Here is a 21,410-nt window from a genome sequence, read left to right as displayed (position 1 = left end):
TCGTCACCGGTACCGACACCGGGGTCGGCAAGACGGTGGCTGTCGCCGCCCTGGCGGCGACGCACCGCGCACGGTCGCGTGGTGGTGGTCAAGCCCGTGCAGACCGGCATCGGGGGCGCCGACCCGGAGCCGCGCGATGCGCGCACCGTCGAGCGGCTGACCGGGGTCGAGTGTCGCGAGCTGGTGGCGCTCGACGACCCGCTCGCCCCCGACACCGCCGCGCGTCGTCAGGGGGTGGCGCTCCCGCCGGTGTCGGAGCACGTGGGCGCCGTGCTGGAGCTGGCGGCGGACCACGACGTCGTGCTCGTCGAGGGCGCGGGCGGGCTCCTCGTCCGCCTCGACACCGACGGCGGGACGCTGCTCGACCTCGCGGTCGGGCTGACCGAGGCCGCGCCCCCCGACGTCACCGTCGACGTGGTCGTCGTGGCGAGGGCCGGCCTCGGCACGCTGAACCACACGGCGCTCACCGTCGAGGCACTCCGAGACCGTGGCGTGGAGCCGCTGGGCCTGGTCGTCGGCGCGTGGCCGGAGCGCCCTGGCCTCGCCGAGACGTGCAACCGTGACGACCTCCCCCGAGTGACCGGCGTCCCCGTCGTCGCCGTGCTGCCCGCCGGCTCGGGCTCGCTCGCACGGGAGGAGTTCGTCACGACGGCGCCGTCCTGGTTCGTCGGGCAGGCATCCCAGGACGACCGCTGACCTCGGACCGCGTGGGGTTCGCGGAGGAGGACACCAGGCGACAGGCCGACCCTCTTCTCGTCTCGCACTACCGAGGGACGCGGACGGTCCTCGAGACGATCGTCGCCGCAGGGCGGCCCTCGGCTCGAGCCGTGATCGCGAAGCCGATCCTGTGACCGCGGTCGGCCCGGGTGAGCCGATAGGTCGGCCCGGTGGCCCCGGGGATCCGCCGGCCGTCCCGCTGCCACTCCCGACGCGTGGAGACGTTTGGGACCGACCAGGTGCTGGAAGTGGCGCGAAGCGTGCTGCCCACCCGCGCGCGACCGAGCACGCGGGGCGTCGAGGTGGCTCTGAGACCGGTGAGGACCGTGGTGACGGGCAGGGCCACGTCGCCCCCGACCACCGGGCGGAACGCGGCCGCGCTCGACCGGGAGTCAGCGCCACCGAACCAGCGCGGCACGATGCGCCCCTGGGTGTCGCTCACGCGCAGCTGGTAGTCCGCGGGCGGGAGTCCTACGAGGTCGAACTGCCCTGGCAGACCGTTCGGGTCGCTGCCCGTGAGCACACGGGACACCGGGTGCGGATCGCCGGAGCGGAACACCGTGACCAGGACGCCGTCGAGGGGAACTCCCCGGTCGCTCACCACCGTGCCCGTGACGTCCCCCCGGGCAGGTACGTCGTCGACGATGCGCGTCGTCTCACCAGGACGGACGTCGATCACCGATGCGGTCGCGTGACTGTCGCCGCCGACCCAGAGCCCGTCGGTCAGCTGGATCTTGTAACGTCCCGGAGGCACGTAGCGCAGACGCAGGTTCTTCCCGGCGTCGAAGCCCTGGGGGTCGTAGACCTCGTTGGACGCGATGACGCCGGTCGGGAGGTCCGCCCTGACGAGACGAGACACCACCCTGCTTCGATCCCAGTCAGCCACGGACACGGCTCCGACGATCTCACCGCTCCGTCCGGGGCTGGGATCGTAGGCCGGGGCCGGACCCGAGGCGGGCCGCACGGTGACGCTCGTCAGGTGCTGCGCCGGCACCCGCCGGGTGGCGTAGGTGCCCGACAGGTCGACGACCTCGACGACGAAGGACGACGTCGGCCCTCTCGTGGTCCAGTAGACCCGGCCTGTCGTCATGGTGGTGCTGGACACGATCTGGGCGGGGTCGGCCGCGTCGAGCAGGTTCATCCGCAGGAACGGCACCGGGTCCCCTCGCGTGTCGGTCACGTCGAAGGTGAGGTTGTTGCCGTCCCCGCGCTCGATACGGATCTCGGGCCGATCACCACGCTCGAGCTCGAGGACGCGTGCCGTGGCGTGCGATCGACCGCCCCACCACGTCGTCTTGTCGACCCGGATCTTGTACCGCCCCGGTGGAAGCGACGCTCCGGCGCCGCCCTCGATGCCGAAGGAGGTGCTCGCGACCGTCCGCTCAGGGTCGTCCGCCCGCACGACCGTCAACTTCTGGCGGGTGCTGGGTTCGGGGTGCTCGAGCACGACGACCAGCGGTACGCAGCCTCGTGCGCACTCCTCGTTCGCGACGGACGTCCCGACGGACGTGAGGAGCAGCGTCGCCACCAGCAGAAGGACGACAGCCGGACGGGGAGGAAGGTTCACGACGGGCTCCTGTTCGTGTCCCCCCTGGCACCGTAGGGCGTGGGCCGACGGGCCGCCACGCGAACCGCCCCGCGTGCCATCCTGGTCGACGTGACCGGACCCTTCTCGCGTCTGCTCTCCGCCACGGCGGCTCGGTCCGCGCCACTGGCGGTGCTGGACGAGCCTGCACTGTGGGCGAACGCCGACGACCTCGTCCGCCGGGCGGGCGGGGTGCCCGTGCGGGTGGCGAGCAAGTCGGTGCGCGTGCGGTCGGTGCTGGAGCGCACGCTCGCCCGACCCGGGTTCGCCGGCGTCATGACCTACTCGCTCGCGGAGAGCTGCTGGCTCGTCGACGAGGGCGTCACCGACGACGTCCTCCTCGCCTACCCCACCGTCGACCGCGCCGGGCTGCTCGCCCTCACCGAGCCCGGCGAGGCCGGAGAACGCCGCCGGGCGGCCATCACGCTCATGGTCGACTCCGAGGAGGGGCTCGACGCGATCCAGCGCGTCGTAGGCGGGTCGCACCCGACCCTGCGGATCTGCCTCGACGTCGACGCCTCGCTGCGCCCAGGGGCCCTCGGCATCCACCCCGTGCACCTAGGCGTGCGCCGCTCGCCCGTGCACACCGCGCGTCAGGCGGCGGGCGTCGCCCGACGGCTCGCCGCGCGGTCCGGCTTCCAGCTCGTCGGGGTCATGTTCTACGACGCGCAGGTGGCCGGCCTGCCCGACACCTCCGCCGCCGTGCGCGTCGTCAAGCGACTGTCGACGACGGAGCTCGCCCACCGACGTCGCGCCGTGGTCGAGGCGGTGTCGCAGCACGCGGACCTCCAGCTCGTGAACGCCGGTGGCACCGGCAGCCTCGAGGTGACCGGGGCCGACCCGACCGTCACCGAGCTGACCGCCGGCTCGGGCCTGTTCACGCCGACGCTCTTCGACCGCTACGACGCCTTCGAGGCGCGACCCGCCGCATACATCGTCCTCGACGTCGTGCGTCGACCGGCCAAGGACGTGGCCACCTGCTTCGCCGGCGGGTACACCGCGTCGGGGCCCGCGCAGGCCAACCGCATGCCCACGCCGGTCTGGCCGGAGGGTCTGTCGCTGGTCGGCACCGAGGGCGTGGGCGAGGTGCAGACGCCCGTGCGCGGCAAGGCCGCCCGGCACCTGCGCATCGGCGAGCGCGTCGTGTTCCGGCACGCGAAGGCCGGCGAGATGTGCGAGCGGTTCGACACCGTGACGCTCGTCGACGACGCCGGCCGCGCCGAGACCGTGCCGACCTACCGAGGCGAGGGGAAGAACTTCGGATGACGAGGACGACGCGATGAGCGTGCTCTGGCGCAACTGGGCGGGCAACGTGCGCTCGCACCCGCGGCGGGTGCTGCACCCGACGTCGACGGCCGAGGTGGTCGAGGCCGTGCACGCGGCCCGGGCCGAGGGCCTGCCGGTCAAGGCCTACGGCGCCGGTCACTCGTTCACGCCGATCGCGGCCACCGAGGGCGTGCTGCTGCGCCTCGACCGCATGGACACGCTCGTCTGGCACGACGCGGCGACGAGGCGCGTGCGCGTGCAGGCGGGAATGTCGCTGCACCGGCTGAACCCGCTGCTGCAGTCGCTCGGCCTGGCGCTGCCGAACCTGGGCGACGTCGACCCGCAGTCCGTCGCGGGTGCGGTGTCCACCGGCACGCACGGGACCGGCGCGAGGCTGCAGGGCATCGCGGCGGCCGTCGTCGGCGTGCAGCTGGTGACCGCCGACGGCGACGTCGTCGAGATCGACGAGACGCACCCCTGGTTCGGGGCCGCCCGGGTGGGGCTCGGTGCGCTCGGGGTCGTCACGGAGCTGACGCTGCAGTGCGTGCCGGCCTTCCTGCTGCACGCCCGGGAGGAGCCGATACGGCTGCCGGAGGTGCTGGAGCGGCTGCCCGAGCTGGTCGAGGAGAACGACCACTTCGAGTTCTACTGGTTCCCGCACACGGAGAAGGCGCTGGTCAAGCGCAACAACCGCGTGCCGGAGGGGACGGAGCGCGCGCCGGTCGGCCGGCTGCGGCACCTCGTCGACGACGAGCTGCTGAGCAACGGACTGTTCGAGGTCGTCAACCGGGTGGGCGCTCGCTTCCGGTCGGCGGTGCCGCGCGTGAACCAGGTGAGCGGCTCGGCGCTCTCGGCGCGCGAGTACGTGGACCAGTCCCACGAGGTGTTCGTGTCGCCGCGCCGGGTGCGGTTCTGCGAGTCGGAGTTCGCCGTGCCTCGGGGTGCGCTGCACGACGTGATCGCCGGGCTGCAGCGCTGGTTCGCGGCAGGTCACGAGACGGTCGCGTTCCCGATCGAGGTGCGCTTCACCGCGGCCGACGACGTGTGGATGTCGACCGGTCACGAGCGCGACAACTGCTACGTGGCCGTGCACCAGTACCACCGGCTCGACCCGACCGCGTACTTCCGCGCCGCGCAGGACGTGTTCACGGCCCACGAGGGTCGCCCGCACTGGGGCAAGATGCACACGCTCGACGCCGACTACCTCCGCCAGCGGTACAGCCGGTTCGACGACTTCGTGGCGGTGCGCGACGAGCTCGACCCGCAGCGCGTGTTCAGCAACCCCTACCTCGACCGCGTGCTCGGCTGAGGCTCAGGCAAGCGACAGGAAGACCTTCTCCAGCCGGGCGACATCCACGTCCTCGCCCTCGGTGACGCACTTCTGCATGCCGGTGCTCACGAGAGCGAACCCGCTGCGACTGATGGCCTTGCTGACCGCAGCCAGCTGCGTGACGACGTCCTCGCACTCAGCGCCCTCCTCCAGCATGCGGATGACGCTGGCCAGATGGCCGTGCGCGCGCTTCATGCGCAGAGCGACGGCCTTGGTCTCCTCGGGCTTGAGATGCATGTGGACAGCATAACCCCCCAGGGGGATATGCTACGGTTCCATATCCCCCAGGGGGGATAAGATGAGGAGGTTGACATGTCCCACGGAAAGACCGTGCTCGACGAGCTCTCGCCACTGCACCGCGCCCTGAGGCGCGCCGTTCCCGACATCTACGCGGGCTTCGGTGAGCTGCACCGCGCGGCGTTCACCGAGGGAGCACTCGACGTCCGCACCAAGGAGCTCATCGCTCTCGCGATCGGCGTGGTCGAGGGCTGCGACGGTTGCATCGCCTCCCACGCCCAGGCGGCTGCACGTGCCGGCGCCACTCGCCAGCAAGCCGCCGAGGCCATCGGCGTCACGTTCCTCATGCACGGCGGACCCGCCACGATCCACGGCCCTCGCGCGTATGCCGCGTTCTGCGAGTTCGCGCCCGACGACGCCAGCACCGACCCCGCCGTCTGATCCGAAGGAGAACCCTCGATGTGTCGTCCTGTCACCTGCTCCACTTGCTCGAAGACCACCTGGGCGGGCTGCGGCCAGCACGTGGCGCAGGTGCGCGCCATGGTTCCCGCCGACCGGTGGTGCGCCGGCCACGCTGCCCCCTCGGGGACCGACCGGCCTGCTGGGTTGCTGCGACGTCTTCTCCGACGTTGAGGTCGGGTTTGCCCGTTCGCGTGGCGTCGTGCTGGGGTGGGGCATGACGACGGACGAGCACGGCCGCACCGACCCTCCCCTCGCCGGCGACGAGGCCGCCACGCTGCGCGGGTTCCTCGACTTCCACCGACGCACGTTCGCGCTCAAGACGAGCGGCCTCGACCACGCCCAGCTGCACACCCCGCTCCCCCCGTCGACGATGACGCTCGGCGGCATGACCAAGCATCTGGCCTACGTCGAGGACTGGTGGTTCGGCGTGGTCCTCTCCGGCGCGGAGCCCACCGTCCCGTGGGACGACGCGCCCTGGGCCGACGACCCCGACTGGGACTGGCACTCGGCCGTCGACGACGAACCCGCCGACCTCCGCGACCTGTGGGAGTCGGCGGTCGTCCGCTCCGACGCCCTCCTCGACACCGCGCCGGACGGCCTCGACACCCTCGCCGCCCGCCCCGACCGCCGCACCGGCGAGCCCGTCTCGCTGCGCTGGATCGTCGTCCACATGGTCGAGGAGTACTGCCGCCACAACGGCCACGCCGACCTCCTGCGCCAGGCGCTCGACGGGAGCGTCGGGGAGTAGCGGAACACTCTGGACGCGGGGGCATACCCCCTGCACGCTCAGGCGAGCTCGGCGTCGAAGCAGGACACGAGGCCTGCGACACCGACGCAACACCCATCCAGAAGCGCATCGCGACGACGGCCCGTTGGCACCCGATGGGGGCCGCGCAGACACGTGATACCGGCGAGCACTCTCTAGTACCGGCCGAGAAGCCTCACGAACCGACGCATGGGAAGGAAGCAGACACCCATGAAGACAGCCAGCAGGCCGAGCTGCCAGCTGACTCGGTAGACAGCGGCGAGGGCCAGGACGACTGTCACGAAAGCCGCCGAGTACATCCACAGCGTCACGAGTGCTCTGTTCGCCGGATGCATCACGTGCCCTCAGATCTCGATGACTCGGTCGACGCCGGCCTTGTCGGGTCGTGACGTCAGGTCGCCGCCTGCGACCTACGCTCCCGCAGCAATGCCGCCCGCGCCACCCGCGGCGCCGAGGGTCGCGAACCCGCAGATGCTTCCCACCGGGATCACCAGTCAGCGCTTCTTGGCGCGGCGTTCTGCATACCCGAGAAGAACGGCGAAGACGACGAAAAGGCCGATGACGAGGAGGGCGCCGGCACCACGAGGCATACCAAGGAGTCTCACAAGAAGCGGTCCCCCGACGAATGCGAGGAGAAGGCAGATCGTCACCCATAGCGCTTGATTCCTCATCGATTCACCTCGGCGCAAAGGTGACGCGACTGAGCCCATCCCAGATGCCGCACCTTCCTCGTCATGCGCGAAAGTACAGTCGCGCGACCCACAGCGCGCAGGCGACGGTGATGACGAGCCCGACGACAGCACCGCCCGTCTGCCCCGCACCCGCCTTCATGACGATGCCAGCGAGCATCGCAAGAAGTGCGACGACCGCTACCCCGAGCCGAAACTTCATGTCGGGAGGTCGCTCAGCCATGGAGGCCGAGTCTAGGACGGATGTGAGCACAGCAAGAACTTGATCAGCCGAGGACTCGGCGTCTTGTCGACTGCTACTCCTGCGATTCCCGCGGGACGTCGAAGAGTCGCTGCCGTGAGAATTCGATCGGCGCACGGTCCCGACGAGGACCCGCGTATTGCAGGAACCCAAGCAAGAGCAAGCCCGACAGAAAAATGGAAGCCCGAAGAGGACGGCGCCCAGAAATAGTGTCTGCTTCTGTGCTGCCCCGTGCGGAGTGGACGTCATCACTCGCGTCCTCGGCAGCAGCCAACCATTCAGCGCAAGCCAGACAAAAACCGGAGCGCACCGTTGATGATCAAAGCCCGCATCACAGACCTGCCTTCTTCCGCGGCCACCGCCCGGATACGTGGCAATCTAGCCACCGTCGAGGGATCGAGTAAGCCACGGTCCGCGTGCAAGAATCCGCAACTTCCAGGTCGGTGACCTTCAGCGACCTCTGTGACGCGACACGGTGACAGCCACTTCCTGCAGCAGAACGACGACGGCAGCCGCGATCTGCAGTGCGGGGCGCTCAGCAAGAAGGATCGCGACGAGAGTGAGGAGCACCCCCAGCGCGGTGACGGCGAAGTACACGAACCAGACGTTCCAGCGCGCCACCGCCTGGACGATCATGATCAACATTCGTGCGACCTTCCGGTGTTCTGGTACCTCAGTTCTCCTACCACGCCTTGTCATCGTCGACGGCCCGCTGGGCGAGCCCTCCAACCTGTTCCGCTCGCAGCGAGAGTTGTTGCCGATCTCCCCTGCCGCTGAAGCACTCACCGCCGACGCCAGGTGAAGAACCGCGGTCTCTTGGGGATGTCTCGCCGTGTCCTTCCAGATCAGGACCCCCTCCGAGGAGGTATTCCCTGCCCACGACGCGGATTGGCAGACCGCCTACGTCAGTCGGCTGAAGATCAGAACAACGAGTACCGACCAGACGACGACCAGCGCCAGGGTGACTCGCCTTCTCAGTCGCGACTGGGGAACGGCGGAGTCGAGGCCCAGCGGCTGCTTGATGCCAACGCGCTTCATGACACAACCTTCGCGACGTACCCGCTGACCGTGGTTGCGACGCACCATTGGCCACTCTCGAGATTCACTGACTGCAACCCGCCTTGTCGACGACGCGGCAACCGCTGACCTTTCGCTCCAGCCTCGGCGTTGATGAAGATGCCTCCAGCTGCAGAGATCACACCGGCGACAGCGATCCAGACATGCGTGGCGATCGAACGAAGAAGTAGACCACGGCCGCGACTGCGCCGACTCCATTCATCGCATGGACCACTTCAGCACACTCAGAAGGACGAGCAGAACCAGGAAAACAGCGAGGACCAGTGGAACGCGCCACGGCTTCTTCTCGGCCCAGCTGTTGAACGAGTTGTTCAGCCAGTTGTCGGCAGGATCCTTCTTCGCCATGCTCGCGCCTCTCACGGGTCGGCCTTGCGTAGAACGTATTGCGCTCCCGCGGAGGCCGCATATCCGGCGACCGCACACACCCTCTGGCGCGACGTGCATGGGCGAGGGCCGCCGCACAGGAAGAACGTCGCGCTCGACCCGGAACGCTGCGCGGTCACAGCCAGGCGCGACTCGATTGTTGCGCGCCGGCCCGCGATGTCGACGCAGGTCGTTGCCCTCGCGCGCGGCAGCGAGCGTCATCATCCCTACCACGTGGTCGCCACTCGCCACATCTCTACGACGACGCCGATGCTCACAAGAGTCCGGCGCCCACACCATCACGTCCGTCGAGAGACCAGCTTCCACCCGAGCAGGGCTTCCTCCAGGAGCAGGACGACTGCGACAGCCATGAGAAGCCTGAGATCTACGTTGTGCAGGGCAGCCGCCGCCATCGCGAGGAGAACTGCGCCCACGGTCACGACGAAGTAGGCCAGCGACCACTACGGCGAGCACAGGCAGCGACGAGTGCGATCAGCATCGGACCTCCAGAGGGCCGTGTGCCCCGAGGGCTGATGATCCCACCACGCCCGGTCATCAGCGACGGCTGCTCGACTCTGCGACCGCTACTCCCGCCGGCCAAAAAGCACGGAGCCGCACGACGTCCACACGTCCCGGGACCCTTCGACCTCGCGGTGTCGAAAGGGAGCGATCGTCACCACGCGTCGCCCGCAGCCACGTCCTCGCACTGTCGCGCGCGAAGTCTGCGTGGTTGGATGGATGTGACCGACGACACACCATAGCCCGGTCGACCCCGCGCCCCACCCGGCGCGACCCCACCCACGGCGGGCGACCCCACCCGGTCGGCCGCGGACAGGAGGACCCGTGTTCGAGGAAGGCCAGTCCTACGCCCCCGTCACGACGACGGCCGACGGTGCCGTCACCGTCGAGCTGGGCGCCGACCACCCCGGTCTGCACGACCCCGAGTACCGCGCGCGACGCGACCTGCTCGCCACACTGGCGCACCGGTGGGAGCCGGGCGAGCCCGCACCCGAGGCGCCCTACACCGACGCCGAGCACGAGGTCTGGCGCGTCGTCAGCGAGGACCTGCAGACCAAGCACGAGACCTGCGCCTGCCGCGAGTTCCTCGACGGCAAGGCCGCGCTCGACCTCCCCCTCGACCGCGTCCCGCAGCTGGAGGAGCTGTCGGACCGGCTCGAGCCGCTCACCGGCTTCCGCTACCGGCCCGCCGCCGGCCTCGTCCCGCTGCGCGAGTTCTACGGCGCGCTCGCCGACCACGGCTTCTGGGCCACCCAGTACGTGCGCCACCACTCCGTGCCCCTCTACACGCCCGAGCCCGACGTGCTCCACGAGGTCGTCGGCCACGGCAACACGCTCGCCGACCCGCGCTTCACCCGCCTCTACGAGGCCGCCGGCAGGGCCGCGCGCCGGGTCGAGACCACCGAGGCGCTCGAGTTCGTCAGCCGCGTCTTCTGGTTCACCCTCGAGTTCGGCGTCGTGCACGAGCCCGACGGCCTCAAGGCCTACGGCGCGGGCATCCTGTCGAGCCCCGGCGAGATCGAGGAGTTCCGTGCCATGACCATCGAGCCGCTCGACGTCGTCACCATGGGCACCACCGACTACGACATCACCCACTACCAGGACCGACTCTTCGCCGCCGACTCCTTCGCGCACGTCGAGGACGCCGTCGGCGGGTTCTGGGACACCTGCACCGACGACACCGTCGCCGCGCTCAGGGCGCAGGCAGCCTGAGGTCGACGTCGGCCCACGAGCCGCTCACCCGCTTCGCGCGGGGCGCCGCGAACTCGCCCGCCTTGCTCGTGCCGAGGCCCATCGCCACCAGCCCGACCACGGTGGTCGTGGCGGCGGCGACACCGTCGACGACCGGGACGCCCAGCTCGTCGCCCAGCCACGCCGCGAAGTCGGTCATCCCGGCACAGCCGAGGACCAGCACGTCCGAGCCGTCGGCCGTCAGGGCGACGCGGGCGAGCTCGAGCGTCCGCTCGCGGGCGTGCGGGTCGTGCTCGAGGTCGACCACGCCGATCTCGGTGGCGTGCACCCCGCCGCAGTGGTCGGCGAGGCCGTACGACCTGGTCAGCGCCTCGATGCCCGGCACCGTGCGCTGCAGCGTGGTCACGACGCTGAACCGACGTCCGAGGTAGGTCGCGGCGCGCATCCCGGCCTCGGCGATACCGACCACGGGCCCTCGCGCCAGCTCGCGCGCCGCGTGCACGCCCGGGTCGCCGAAGCAGGCGACGACGTAGCCGTCGACGCCGGCCTCCTCGCCCTCGGCCACGCGGGCCAGCACCCCCGGCACGGCCAACGCCTCGTCCACGTGCGACTCGATCGACTCCGGCCCGAAGACCGGGCTCACGGCCTCCACGACGACGTCGGGGCCTGCGACGGCACTGGCGCAGGCCCCGATCGCCGTGGTCATCGACGCGGTGGTGTTCGGGTTGATGACACGGATGTGCATGCTCAGGCGGCCCCCGCACCGATCGGCGTCGACTCCGCCGCGCTCGTGCTCGACCCGATCCCCTGCCGGCGCGCGAGCACCACGTAGAGCGCCGCGGAGAGGATCGCGCCGACGAAGAACGAGTAGTCGGGCAGCGCGGGCAGCACGCCCGACAGCTTCGGGACCACGACGCTCAGCACGGCGACGACACCGGTCACCACCACCGTCTGCACGGCAGCGGGGTTGTAGCCGCGGACGTAGTGTCACGCGCCGTCCTCCTCCATCGTGAACAGGTCGTCGACCACGATCTTCTGCTGGCGCACCACGTAGTAGTCGGCGATGAGGATGCCGTAGAGCGGGCCGATCAGGGCGCCCAGCATGCCCAGCGTCCAGAAGATCGCCTCGGGGTTGTCGTACCAGTTCCAGGGCGTCAGCAGCACCGAGCCGGCCGCGGCGATCATGCCGCCCATGCGCCAGCTGATCCGCTGCGGCGCGACGTTGGAGAAGTCGAACGCCGGGGAGATGAAGTTCGCGACGATGTTGATGCCGACCGTCGCGATCACGAACGTCAGGCCGCCGAGCAGCACCGCCGTCCAGGTGTCGATGCGCTCGACCGTGTGCACCGGGTCGGTGATCAGCTCGCCGAACACGGGCACCGTCGCGGCCGCCGTCAGCACCACCAGCAGCGCGAAGAACGTGAAGTTCACCGGCAGGCCGAGGAAGTTGCCGCGCTTGACGGCCTCGTAGCTGCTGCCGTAGCGCGAGAAGTCGCCGAAGTTCAGCGTCGGTCCGGAGAAGTAGGACACGACGAGCGCGATCGCCGAGCACATCGCCCCGACGGCGGCCCAGCCGGACACCGCGTGGTCGGCGAGGTTGAGGTCGATGTCGAAGCCTGCGCGCCACAGCATGTAGCCGCACAGCACGACCATGACGACGTAGACGGCGGGACCGCAGAAGTCGATGAACTTCCGGATCGACTCCATGCCCCGCCAGAACACGGCGGCCTGCGCGACCCACAGGATCGCGAAGGAGATGTAGCCGAGGTAGCTCAGGCCGAGGAACGACGTGTCGTCGGTCGCGATGTTCGCGAGCCCGGGCCACACCTTCAGCAGCACGATCGACAGCGACCCGGCAGCCAGGAACGTCTGCACGCCGTACCAGGCCACCGCGATGATTCCGCGGATGATCGCGGGGATGTTCGCGCCCAGCACGCCGAACGACGCGCGGCTGATGACCGGGTAGGGCACGCCGGCGATCTGGCTCGGCTTCGCGACCAGGTTCGCGAGCACCTGCACGATGCAGATGCCGACGATGAGCGCCACGAAGACCTGCCACGTCGTCAGGCCGAGCATGAACAGGCTGCCGGCCGTCACGTACCCGCCGACGCTGTGCACGTCGGACATCCAGAAGGCGAAGATGTTGTACGACGTCCAGGTCTGCTTCTCCAGCGGGGCGAGGTCCTCGTTGGTGAGGCGAGGGTCGTACGCGCGGCGCGGTCGACCGGCTCCGGGTGGGTAGCCGGCGGCTTCCACGACGTCGTTCGGCAGGGCGCCGTGGGGCTGTGGCATGGGGGTGTCTCCTCGTCGGGCTCGGACTGCACCCGACGCTATGAACGCGGTGTTTCGACCCCTCGACTCCGCGGGTGAACCTTGCGTCACGGGAGTCCTATAGGACGCGGCGCTCAGGCCTCGCGGAAGACGTCGTGGTCGTCGCTCAGCACCTCGATGCCGTCGAGGAGGTGGTCGTAGTGCTCCACCGAGAGCGCGACGAGGGCGGTGGCGTCACGGGACTCGAACGCCTCGAGCATCGCGTCGTGGTCGTGCGCGAACGCCGAGCGCTGCGCGGGCCCGACGTGCGTCATGGGTCGCACCGGCTCGGTCAGGTTCCACGCGGACTCGTACATCCGCAGCAGGCGCTGCATGCCCGACGGCGCGATCAGGCTGAGGTGGAAACGGCGCGTCGCCTCGTGGTAGCCGCGGTCGTCGCCGGCGTCGAGGGCCGCGCTCGTCTCCTGCAGCGCCGCCCGGGCCGCCTCGACGTCACCGTGGCCGGCCCGGTCGACGGCGGCGACCAGCGCGGCCTTCTCGAGCGCGAGTCGCACCTCGTACAGCTCGCGGAACTCCCGGTAGCTGAGCTTCGCGACGCTGTAGCCGACGTGCGGCACGTGCTCGACGAGCCCCTCGCCCAGCAGGATCTTGAGCGCCTCGCGCACCGGGATCTGGCTGACGCCGAAGAACGCCGCGACCGCGTCGATGGGGATCAGCGTGCCGGGCGGCTCGACACCGGCCAGGATCGCGGCGCGCATGTCGTCGAGGACGCGCGGCTGCGCCCCCTCGACCGACGTGTTCTCGAGCCGTGCCGTGAACGCCGAGCGACGGCGAGGTCCACCGGTGAACGGGCGTGCCACGTCGAACCTCCTCCGTCGGTGCGCCGGCACCGCCGACGTCGGGGCAGACGCTAGTGCGCGCCGATGTCGCGGACGTTACGTCCGCGACCATCCCTCCCCTCCCCCCGCTGAGCGTGACGTTCGCGGGCTGTTCGGGGCCGGGATGGCCCGCAGACGTCACGCTCAGCGGGGAGGGTGGGCGGAAAGAGTGGGCGGAAGGGGATCAGCGGAGGGTGGAGTCGAGCAGCTCGCGCAGCTCGGTCGCGTGCCGCTCGGCGGCCTGCTCGTCGTACATCGACGTGTCGGCCATCGAGTAGCCGTGCGGTGCGCCCGGGTAGACGCCCTGGTCGAGCGCGACGCCATGCTCGGCGGCCGTCTCCGCGATCACCTGCTGGTGCTCCGGCGGCATCGACGCGTCGCCGTCGGCGTGGCGCAGCAGCACCCGCGCGGTCGCCGTCGTCAGGCCGAGGTGCGGGCTGTCGGGCTGGTCGGTCACGAGGCCGCCCCCGTGGAACCCGCCCACCGCGACCACGCGCCCCGGGTGGTCGCCCGCCGCGCGCAGCGCGACCCGCACGCCCATGCAGTAGCCGACCACGCCCACGGGCCCGTCGGCGACGTCGTCGCGCCCCTGCAGCACGTCGAGGTACAGGGCCGTGTCCTGCCGCGACAGCTCGGGCGTCAGGGCAGCCATCCGCGGACCGACCGACTCGAAGAACGCCTCCCGCGCACCGGGCTCGCGCAGGTCGGTGGTCGGCGACGTCTCGGCAGCGGTCCCCGAGCGGTGGAAGACGTTCGGCGCGAGCACCACGTAGCCCCACGACGCGAACCGGTCGGCCATCGCGCGGATCTGCGGGCGCAGCCCGATCGCGTCCATCACGAGGAGGACGCCCGGGGCGGGTCCCCCGTCCGGGGGCGTCGCCACCCATGCCTCGATGGGGCCGTCGGGACCGTCGATCGTCAGCTCAGCCATGCCGTCACGCTAGCCCGACCCCGCAGGCGGCGCCGGTCGTCGAGCGGTGGTCCGTCCTACCACGGGCAGACTTCCGCGCGCTGGTCGTCCCACGTCGTGAGCAGGCCCCGCAAAGGACGCCCTGGGGTCCACCGTGGACTCATCACCACCACCGATCGGGAGGACCAGATGGCCGTGTCCGTCGACGACACCACCCTCGAGGCCGCGCTGCGCGGCGCCATGGCGAACTTCGCCACCGGACTGACGGTGGTGACCACGTCCGACGGCGGCCGACCGCACGGCACGACCCTGAGCGGTGTCATGTCGCTCTCGATGGACCCGCCGATGGTCGCCATCTCGCTGGCACGCACCTCGAGCCTGCTCGCCCGTCTACAGCGCGGCGGCCGGTTCGGCATCAACGTGCTTGCCGCCCACCAGGACCAGGTGGCGCTGCGCTTCTCCACCAAGCTCCACGACCGCTTCGCCGACCTCGGCTGGAGCGACGACGGCGCACCTCGCCTCGACGACGTGCACGCGTGGGTCCTCGCCGACGTCACCAGCACCGTGCCGGCCGGCGACCACGTCCTCGTGCTGGGCACGGTCGTGCGCGCCGAGACGGGCACCCAGCGCCCGCTCGTCTACTGGCAGCGCAGCTTCGGCACCCACCAGGCGTTCTGATGACCACGTCACGCGTCGCCCGCCGATGTCGCGCCTGACGACCACCTGACACCTCCACCCACACCGTCCACCTCCTGACTCCGTCACTCCCACACCAGGAAGGGGCTGCATCGTCATGCCCATCAGCACCGATCCCCTCACGTTCGCCTACTGGGTCCCCAACGTCTCCGGCGGACTCGTCACCAGCACCATCGAGCAGCGCACCGACTGGAGCTACGACTTCAACGTGAAGGTCGCGCAGCTCGCCGAGCAGGTCGGCTTCGAGTACGCGCTCAGCCAGGTCCGCTACACCGCCTCCTACGGCGCCGACCAGCAGCACGAGTCGACGAGCTTCAGCCTCGGCCTGCTCACCCAGACCGAGAAGCTGAAGGTCATCGCCGCCGTCCACCCCGGCCTCTGGCACCCGGCCGTGCTCGCGAAGTGGATCATTACCGCCGATCACATCTCCGGGGGCCGCGCCGCCGTCAACGTCGTGTCGGGCTGGTTCAAGGACGAGTTCACGGGCCTCGGCGAGCCGTGGCTCGAGCACGACGAGCGCTACCGCCGCAGCGAGGAGTTCATCCGCGTGCTCCGCGGCCTCTGGACCGAGGAGGGCTTCGAGCACCGCGGCGACTTCTACCGCATCCACGACTTCACGCTGAAGCCCGGACCGGTCGACGTGCCCGGCCGCCCGCACCCCGAGATCTTCCAGGGCGGCAACTCCACCGCGGCCCGCCGCAACGGCGGCACCGTCGCCGACTGGTACTTCTCCAACGGCAAGGACCTCGACGGCTTCACCGAGCAGTACCTCGAGGTCAACCAGAACGCGGCGCTCGTGGGCCGCGAGGGCCAGGTGCGCTTCGGCCTCAACGGCTTCGTCGTCGCCCGCGACACCGAGTCCGAGGCGCGCGACGTGCTCGAGGAGATCATCGCCAAGGCCAACCCCGAGGCCGTCGAGGGCTTCCGCCAGGCCGTCCAGCAGGCCGGCAGCAGCACCGGCGACGGCAAGGGCATGTGGGCGGACTCGACCTTCCGCGACCTCGTCCAGTACAACGACGGGTTCCGCACCGGCCTCATCGGCACGCCCGAGCAGGTGGCCACCCGCATCGTCGAGTTCAAGAAGCGCGGCGTCGACCTCTTCCTGCTCGGCTTCCTGCACTACCTCGAGGACATCGCGTACTTCGGCGAGAAGGTGCTGCCGATCGTCCGCGAGCTCGAGACGCAGGCGGTCGAGTCCGGCCAGCTCGGCGAGGACGCCCTGACGACCGCCTGACACCAGATCTCCCCGACAGCGCCCACCCGGGGCGCGCGTCGGGAGTGCCCGCCGGGGTGGCGAGACCCCGGCGGGCGGCATTCCCCACTAGCGCAAGGAACGGAGCAACCCTATGTCCATCACCGACCACCTGACCGTCCGGGACGCCGTCCAGTCGTCCCCCTGGGCCGACGAGCCCCGACCGTCCACCCCCGCCGGTTGGCTCGAGCGCGCCTCCGACGTCGCCGGCATCCTGGCCGCGGACGCCGTCGAGCGCGACCGCGCCCAGGCCGTGCCCACCGTCGAGGTCCAGCTGCTGAAGGACGCCGGCCTCGTCACCCTGCTCGGTCCCGTCGAGCACGGCGGCGCCGGCCAGACCTGGGACCTGGCCTACCAGGTCGTGCGCGAGGTCGCGTCCGGCGACGGCTCGATCGGCCAGCTCCTCGCCTACCACTACCTGTGGGCCTGGGCCGTGCGCCTGGTCGGCACGCCCGAGCAGATCGCCGCCGTCGAGGAGCTGTACACGACCGGCAACCTGTTCTTCGGCGGCGCGGTCAACCCCCGCGACAACGACCTCACCATCCGCGACGAGGGCGACGAGATCGTCTTCACCGGTCGCAAGTCGTTCTCGACCGGCTCGAAGGTCAGCGACCTCACCGTCCTCGAGGGCGTGCTGGAGGGCACCGACAAGCACATCTTCGCCATCGTCCCGAGCCAGCAGCCCGGCATCGTGTTCCACGACGACTGGGACAACCTCGGTCAGCGGCTCACCGAGTCCGGCGGCGTCACCATCACCGACGTGCGCGTGCCGTGGTCGGCCGCGGCCGGCTACGTCGACAAGGAGCAGGTGGAGCTCGTCTACGGCACGCTCAACCTGCCGACGATCCAGCTCGTCTTCAGCAACTTCTACCTCGGCATCGCCCGCGGCGGTCTGAAGGCCGGTACCGCCTACACCCGCTCCACCACGCGACCCTGGCCCTACGGCGGCGACGACAAGGCCAGTGCGTCCGAGGAGTGGTACATCCTCGAGGGGTATGGACGGCTGCAGTCGCAGCTGTGGGCGGCCGAGGCGCTCGCCGACGACGTCGGCCGCGAGATCTCGGCGCTGCTCCACGCCCCCCGCGAGGACCTGACGCCCGAGGCGCGCGGCAAGGTCGCCGTGCGGGTGGCGGCCGTCAAGCAGCTCGCCACCGACATCGCCCTCGAGGTCGGCACGAAGATCTACGAGCTGACGGGCGCGCGGGCGTCGAGCAACAAGGTCGGGCTCGACCTGTACTGGCGCAACGCCCGCACCCACACCCTCCACGACCCCGTCGCCTACAAGCGTCGCGAGGTCGGCGAGTACGCGCTGCTCGGCAAGATCCCCGAGCCCAGCTGGTACACGTGAACCGCCCGACGCAGCACGTCGGCGGCCGATGAGCCGAGGGCGGGTGGCCGGTCACGCACCGGCTGCCCGCCCTCTTCACACCTCCTCGGGAACCGGAGCCGGCTAGCACGACTCGCGGCACCCTGCAGACCTGCCCGACCACCGACACGCCCCCCACGGCGGTCCTCCACGGCGCATCGTGGAGGTCCACCCACCGAGAGGACCTCCCATGAGCACCACCACCCTCGTCCCGTTCGTCGTCGACAGCACCGGCACCGGCGTGGCGCAGAAGGTGACCGTCGGCGGAGAGGACGGCCACGTCTTCCACGCCGACACCTACCCGGCGTTCGGCGGCGCCGACGCCGCGCCGAGCCCGCTGGCGTACACGCTCGGCGCCCTGACGTCGTGCAACCAGATCACCGCCACGCTGGTCGCGAAGGACCTCGACATCGCGCTCGGCACGTTCACGTTCCACGCCCAGGGCGACCTCGACCCGTCGGTGCTCGTCGGCGGCGCCGAGGGCGACGCGAACTTCCGCGCCGTGAGCGTCACCGCGACGGTCGAGACCGACGCCGACGAGGCCACGTTCGACCGCTTCGTGAGCGAGCTGGAGCGTCGCTGCCCCGTCACGCAGCTGTTCCAGCGCAGCGGACTGGACTTCCGCTCCAGCTGGACCCGGAAGCCGCTCGCCGCGTGAGCGCCACCCTGCCGTCCGAGCTCGTCGGGTCGGTCGTCGAGCACCTTCCCGCCATCGCCGCGGGCGCGGCCGAGCGTGACCGCGAGCGCACCCTGCCGCGGGCCGAGCTCGACCTGCTGTCGTCGCTCGGCGTCCTCGCGGTCACGGTGCCGACGTCGCACGGCGGGCCGGGCGGCGGGGCGGCCGAGGCGGTCGAGCTGGTGCGTCTGCTGGCGACGGTCGACCCCAACGTCGCCCAGGTGCCGCAGAGCCACTTCGTGTACCTGCGGCTGGCCGAGCTGGCGGGGTCGACCGGTCTGCGCGACCGACTGTTCGCGGACGTCCTCGGGGGCGCCCGCGTGGCCAACGCGCAGTCCGAGCGGGGCGGCGCGACCGTCACCGACATCAGCACGCGGGTCCGCTTCGACGACCACGGCTGGGCGGTGGTCGACGGTGAGAAGTTCTACGCCACGGGCAGCGTGCTGGCCGACTGGCTCGCCGTGCTCGCGCGCGACCGCGACGGCGAGGACCGGATCGCGTTCCTGCCCGCCGACACCCCGGGCGTCGGCGTGATCGACGACTGGGACGCGCTCGGCCAGCGCACGACCGCCAGCGGCACGGTGCGCCTCGACGCGGTCCGCGTGCCGCTGGACCACGTCGCACCACGGGCCACCGCGATCAGCGGGCCGTACGGCTACGGCGCGTTCGCGCAGCTGCTGCACGCGGCGATCGACGTCGGCATCGCCCGGGGCGCCCTCACCGACGCCGCGGCCTTCACCCGTACGTCGTCGCGGCCGTGGTTCGAGGCCGGGGTCGATCGGCCGGAGGACGACCCGCTGCTCGTGCAGCGCTACGGCGAGCTCGAGGTGGCGGTGCGCGCCGCCGAGGCTGCGCTCGAGGTCGCGGCCCGTGCCGTCGACGCCACCTGGCGCGAGCCGTCGGACGACGCTGCCACCGAGGCGTCGCTGGCCACCGCGGCGGCGAAGGTCCTGGCCGACCGAGCCGCGCTCGACGTCACCTCGGCGGCCTTCGATCTGGGCGGCACCCGCTCCGCCGCCCGCGGCACGGCGACCGGCGCGCACGACCGGCACTGGCGCAACGCCCGCACCCACACGCTGCACGACCCCGTGCGCTGGAAGCTGCAGCACCTCGGCCGCTGGGCGGTCGCGGGCACCCCACCGCCCCGCAGCGCCCAGGTCTGACCCCCTTTCCCTCCCCCTTCCCGCTGACCGTGACGTTTGCGGGGCGGATCCCGACGATCTGTCCCGCAAACGTCACGGTCAGCGGGGGAGGGAGGCAGGCGGTGTCCGGCATGTGGGACCGCCTGCCGGGCGGAGGGGGCCGGGTCATTCTCGAGGCATGAGCCTGTCCTTCCACTGGTTCCTGCCCACCACCGGCGACAGCCGCTCCCTGGTCGGCGGCGGCCACTCCCTTCCCGCCGACGTCGCCCGCGGCGGAGGACCGGAGAACACCGCCGGCCGCTACCGCGAGCCCGACCTCGACTACCTCGTCGACGTCGCGCGCACGGCGGAGCGGCTCGGCTTCGAGGGCGTGCTGACGCCCACGGGCACGCCCTGCGAGGACGCGTGGGTGGTGACGTCGGCCCTCCTCGCGCACACCGAGCGACTCAAGTTCATGGTCGCGCTGCGGCCCGGGCTCATCAGCCCGACGTTGCTCGCCCAGATGTCGTCGACCTTCCAGCGCATCTCCGGCGACCGGCTGCTGCTGAACGTCGTCGTCGGTGGCGACCCGTCGGAGCAGCTGCGCTTCGGCGACCAGGTGACGAAGGACGACCGCTACCACCGCGCCGAGGAGTTCCTCGAGGTCTTCCGGGCGGCGTTCACGGACGCGGGCTCGACGTACTCCGGCGACTACTACGACGTGCAGGACGCGCGCACCCGCAAGCCCGGCACGGTCCCGCCCATCTACCTCGGCGGCTCGTCGGCCGCGGCCGGACCGGTGACCGCCCGCCAGGTCGACACCTACCTGACGTGGGGCGAGGCGCCGGAGGCCGTCGCGGAGAAGATCGCCTGGATCCGCAAGCTCGCCGACGACGAGGGCCGACAGGTGCGGTTCGGCATCCGCCTGCACACCATCAGCCGCGACACCAGCGAGGAGGCGTGGGCGGTCGCCGACCGGATGCTCACCGAGCTCGACCCGGCCGACGTCGCGAAGGCGCAGCAGGCCCTGGCCGGCAGCGAGTCGGAGGGCCAGCGTCGGATGCGCGAGCTGCACGGCGGCGTCGCCCCGACCGACGCGCGCAGCCTCGAGGTGCACCCCGGCCTCTGGGCCGGCGTCGGTCTGGTGCGCAGCGGCGCGGGCACTGCTCTCGTGGGCAGCCACGGCGAGGTCGCCGACCTCATCGGCGAGTACGCCGACCTCGGCATCGAGGAGTTCGTCCTCTCCGGCTACCCCCACGTCGAGGAGGCCTACTGGTTCGCCGAGGGCGTCCGCCCCATCCTCGCCGCCCGAGGCCTCGTCGACTGACCAGCTCACCGCTGGTCGAGTAGCGGTACGCGCGACGAAGGAGCGTCGTGCCGCGTATCGAGACCACCCGGCAACGGCCCAGCGCGAACCGACCCCCAGCGACAGCCCAGAGTGGTCTCGATACGCCCGGAGCACGCTCCTTCGTCGCGGCCCCGCGCTACTCGACCAACGGACCCCTCCGCTGGTCGAGTAGTCAGGACGAGCTTGCGAAGTCCTGACGTATCGAGACCACCCGGCAACGGCCCGGCGCGAACCAACCCCCAGCGACAGCCCAGAGTGGTCTCGATACGTCTCCGCCAGCTCCTCCGTCGCAGCGTCGACTACTCGACCACCGATACCTCCCGCTGGTCGAGTAGCGGCACGCGCGACGAAGGAGCGTCGTGCCGCGTATCGAGACCACCCGGCAACGGCCCAGCGCGAACCAACCCCCAGCGACAGCCCAGAGTGGTCTCGATACGCCCGGAGCACGC

At 71.0% G+C, this 21,410-nt stretch carries 22 protein-coding genes; 12 read left to right on the top strand and 10 right to left on the bottom strand.

Annotated elements, in window-relative coordinates; translation table 11 throughout:
• Window positions 1-81: 81 nt before the first annotated feature.
• Window positions 82-696 carry an ATP-dependent dethiobiotin synthetase BioD gene (bioD, locus tag Aeryth_RS01915; protein WP_236749798.1) on the top strand — a complete coding sequence of 205 codons (615 nt, stop codon included), beginning with the start codon at window positions 82-84 and terminating at the stop codon, window positions 694-696.
• A gap of 67 nt (window positions 697-763) precedes the next feature.
• On the opposite strand, the gene Aeryth_RS01910 is transcribed toward bioD, so the two are convergent.
• Window positions 764-2,284 (bottom strand): carboxypeptidase-like regulatory domain-containing protein, encoded by a 1,521-nt coding sequence (locus tag Aeryth_RS01910; RefSeq protein ID WP_144433636.1) that lies wholly within the window; start codon window positions 2,282-2,284, stop codon window positions 764-766.
• A gap of 90 nt (window positions 2,285-2,374) precedes the next feature.
• On the opposite strand from Aeryth_RS01910, the gene Aeryth_RS01905 reads away from it, so the two are divergent.
• Complete coding sequence (locus Aeryth_RS01905; protein ID WP_067861199.1) at window positions 2,375-3,568, top strand: type III PLP-dependent enzyme domain-containing protein; 1,194 nt, start codon at window positions 2,375-2,377, stop codon at window positions 3,566-3,568.
• Window positions 3,569-3,581: 13 nt separating this feature from the next.
• Window positions 3,582-4,877 (top strand): D-arabinono-1,4-lactone oxidase, encoded by a 1,296-nt coding sequence (locus Aeryth_RS01900; protein WP_067853926.1) that lies wholly within the window; start codon window positions 3,582-3,584, stop codon window positions 4,875-4,877.
• A gap of 3 nt (window positions 4,878-4,880) precedes the next feature.
• Here Aeryth_RS01900 and Aeryth_RS01895 read toward each other — a convergent pair whose 3' ends face one another.
• Window positions 4,881-5,135: a metal-sensitive transcriptional regulator gene (locus Aeryth_RS01895; protein ID WP_067853923.1), complete on the bottom strand. Its 255-nt coding sequence runs from the start codon at window positions 5,133-5,135 to the stop codon at window positions 4,881-4,883.
• 75 nt (window positions 5,136-5,210) lie between these two features.
• Here Aeryth_RS01895 and Aeryth_RS01890 point away from each other — a divergent pair, with 75 nt between their 5' ends.
• On the top strand, window positions 5,211-5,576 hold the full coding sequence (locus Aeryth_RS01890) for a carboxymuconolactone decarboxylase family protein (protein WP_067853920.1): 366 nt from the start codon (window positions 5,211-5,213) through the stop codon (window positions 5,574-5,576).
• A 235-nt stretch (window positions 5,577-5,811) separates the two neighbouring features.
• Entirely contained in the window at window positions 5,812-6,345 is a 534-nt protein-coding gene (locus Aeryth_RS01885) for a DinB family protein (RefSeq protein WP_067861197.1), read from the top strand.
• Window positions 6,346-7,095: 750 nt separating this feature from the next.
• Here Aeryth_RS01885 and Aeryth_RS01880 read toward each other — a convergent pair.
• The 3 genes from Aeryth_RS01880 to Aeryth_RS17795 form a co-directional block, all read right to left on the bottom strand.
• Window positions 7,096-7,275, bottom strand: a complete 180-nt coding sequence (locus Aeryth_RS01880) for a hypothetical protein (RefSeq protein ID WP_144433635.1) — start codon at window positions 7,273-7,275, stop codon at window positions 7,096-7,098.
• 468 nt (window positions 7,276-7,743) lie between these two features.
• Window positions 7,744-7,938: a hypothetical protein gene (locus Aeryth_RS01875; protein WP_067853913.1), complete on the bottom strand. Its 195-nt coding sequence runs from the start codon at window positions 7,936-7,938 to the stop codon at window positions 7,744-7,746.
• A 630-nt stretch (window positions 7,939-8,568) separates the two neighbouring features.
• Complete coding sequence (locus Aeryth_RS17795; protein ID WP_158509164.1) at window positions 8,569-8,715, bottom strand: hypothetical protein; 147 nt, start codon at window positions 8,713-8,715, stop codon at window positions 8,569-8,571.
• 861 nt (window positions 8,716-9,576) lie between these two features.
• On the opposite strand from Aeryth_RS17795, the gene Aeryth_RS01870 reads away from it, so the two are divergent.
• On the top strand, window positions 9,577-10,464 hold the full coding sequence (locus Aeryth_RS01870) for a phenylalanine 4-monooxygenase (RefSeq protein ID WP_067853910.1): 888 nt from the start codon (window positions 9,577-9,579) through the stop codon (window positions 10,462-10,464).
• Here the strand turns inward: Aeryth_RS01870 and Aeryth_RS01865 are convergent.
• The 5 genes from Aeryth_RS01865 to Aeryth_RS01850 all read right to left on the bottom strand — a co-directional run bounded on the left by Aeryth_RS01865 (window position 10,445) and on the right by Aeryth_RS01850 (window position 14,523).
• Window positions 10,445-11,188 (bottom strand): aspartate/glutamate racemase family protein, encoded by a 744-nt coding sequence (locus Aeryth_RS01865; protein WP_067853907.1) that lies wholly within the window; start codon window positions 11,186-11,188, stop codon window positions 10,445-10,447. The genes Aeryth_RS01870 and Aeryth_RS01865 overlap by 20 nt on opposite strands.
• Window positions 11,189-11,190: 2 nt before the next feature.
• Complete coding sequence (locus Aeryth_RS18245) at window positions 11,191-11,385, bottom strand: hypothetical protein (protein ID WP_236749797.1); 195 nt, start codon at window positions 11,383-11,385, stop codon at window positions 11,191-11,193.
• Window positions 11,386-11,430: 45 nt separating this feature from the next.
• Window positions 11,431-12,735, bottom strand: a complete 1,305-nt coding sequence (locus Aeryth_RS01860) for an NCS1 family nucleobase:cation symporter-1 (RefSeq protein WP_236749796.1) — start codon at window positions 12,733-12,735, stop codon at window positions 11,431-11,433.
• Window positions 12,736-12,848: 113 nt separating this feature from the next.
• Window positions 12,849-13,574, bottom strand: a complete 726-nt coding sequence (locus tag Aeryth_RS01855) for a GntR family transcriptional regulator (RefSeq protein WP_067853904.1) — start codon at window positions 13,572-13,574, stop codon at window positions 12,849-12,851.
• 202 nt (window positions 13,575-13,776) lie between these two features.
• On the bottom strand, window positions 13,777-14,523 hold the full coding sequence (locus tag Aeryth_RS01850) for a dienelactone hydrolase family protein (protein ID WP_067853901.1): 747 nt from the start codon (window positions 14,521-14,523) through the stop codon (window positions 13,777-13,779).
• A gap of 168 nt (window positions 14,524-14,691) precedes the next feature.
• Between Aeryth_RS01850 and Aeryth_RS01845 the strand changes: the two genes are divergently transcribed.
• The 6 genes from Aeryth_RS01845 to Aeryth_RS01820 all read left to right on the top strand — a co-directional run bounded on the left by Aeryth_RS01845 (window position 14,692) and on the right by Aeryth_RS01820 (window position 20,940).
• The gene (locus Aeryth_RS01845; protein WP_083516181.1) at window positions 14,692-15,180 is read left to right on the top strand and encodes a flavin reductase family protein; all 489 of its coding nucleotides are present in this window, start codon (window positions 14,692-14,694) and stop codon (window positions 15,178-15,180) included.
• A gap of 115 nt (window positions 15,181-15,295) precedes the next feature.
• Entirely contained in the window at window positions 15,296-16,432 is a 1,137-nt protein-coding gene (gene sfnG / locus Aeryth_RS01840) for a dimethylsulfone monooxygenase SfnG (RefSeq protein ID WP_067853897.1), read from the top strand.
• Between the two features lie 112 nt (window positions 16,433-16,544).
• Window positions 16,545-17,798 carry an acyl-CoA dehydrogenase family protein gene (locus Aeryth_RS01835; RefSeq protein ID WP_083516180.1) on the top strand — a complete coding sequence of 418 codons (1,254 nt, stop codon included), beginning with the start codon at window positions 16,545-16,547 and terminating at the stop codon, window positions 17,796-17,798.
• A 208-nt stretch (window positions 17,799-18,006) separates the two neighbouring features.
• Complete coding sequence (locus Aeryth_RS01830) at window positions 18,007-18,474, top strand: OsmC family protein (RefSeq protein WP_067853894.1); 468 nt, start codon at window positions 18,007-18,009, stop codon at window positions 18,472-18,474.
• A complete protein-coding gene (locus tag Aeryth_RS01825; protein ID WP_202967697.1) occupies window positions 18,471-19,655 on the top strand; it encodes an SfnB family sulfur acquisition oxidoreductase in 1,185 nt (394 codons plus the stop codon). Before Aeryth_RS01830 ends, Aeryth_RS01825 begins: the two co-directional genes overlap by 4 nt.
• Window positions 19,656-19,812: 157 nt before the next feature.
• Window positions 19,813-20,940: an LLM class flavin-dependent oxidoreductase gene (locus tag Aeryth_RS01820; protein ID WP_067853889.1), complete on the top strand. Its 1,128-nt coding sequence runs from the start codon at window positions 19,813-19,815 to the stop codon at window positions 20,938-20,940.
• The last annotated feature ends 470 nt before the right edge of the window (window positions 20,941-21,410 follow it).

The sequence above is a fragment of the Aeromicrobium erythreum genome (assembly GCF_001509405.1).
GTDB classification, from domain to species: domain Bacteria; phylum Actinomycetota; class Actinomycetes; order Propionibacteriales; family Nocardioidaceae; genus Aeromicrobium; species Aeromicrobium erythreum.
The sequence above is the reverse complement of the archived record's forward strand: the minus strand, read 5'-3'. Positions and strand labels throughout refer to the sequence as shown.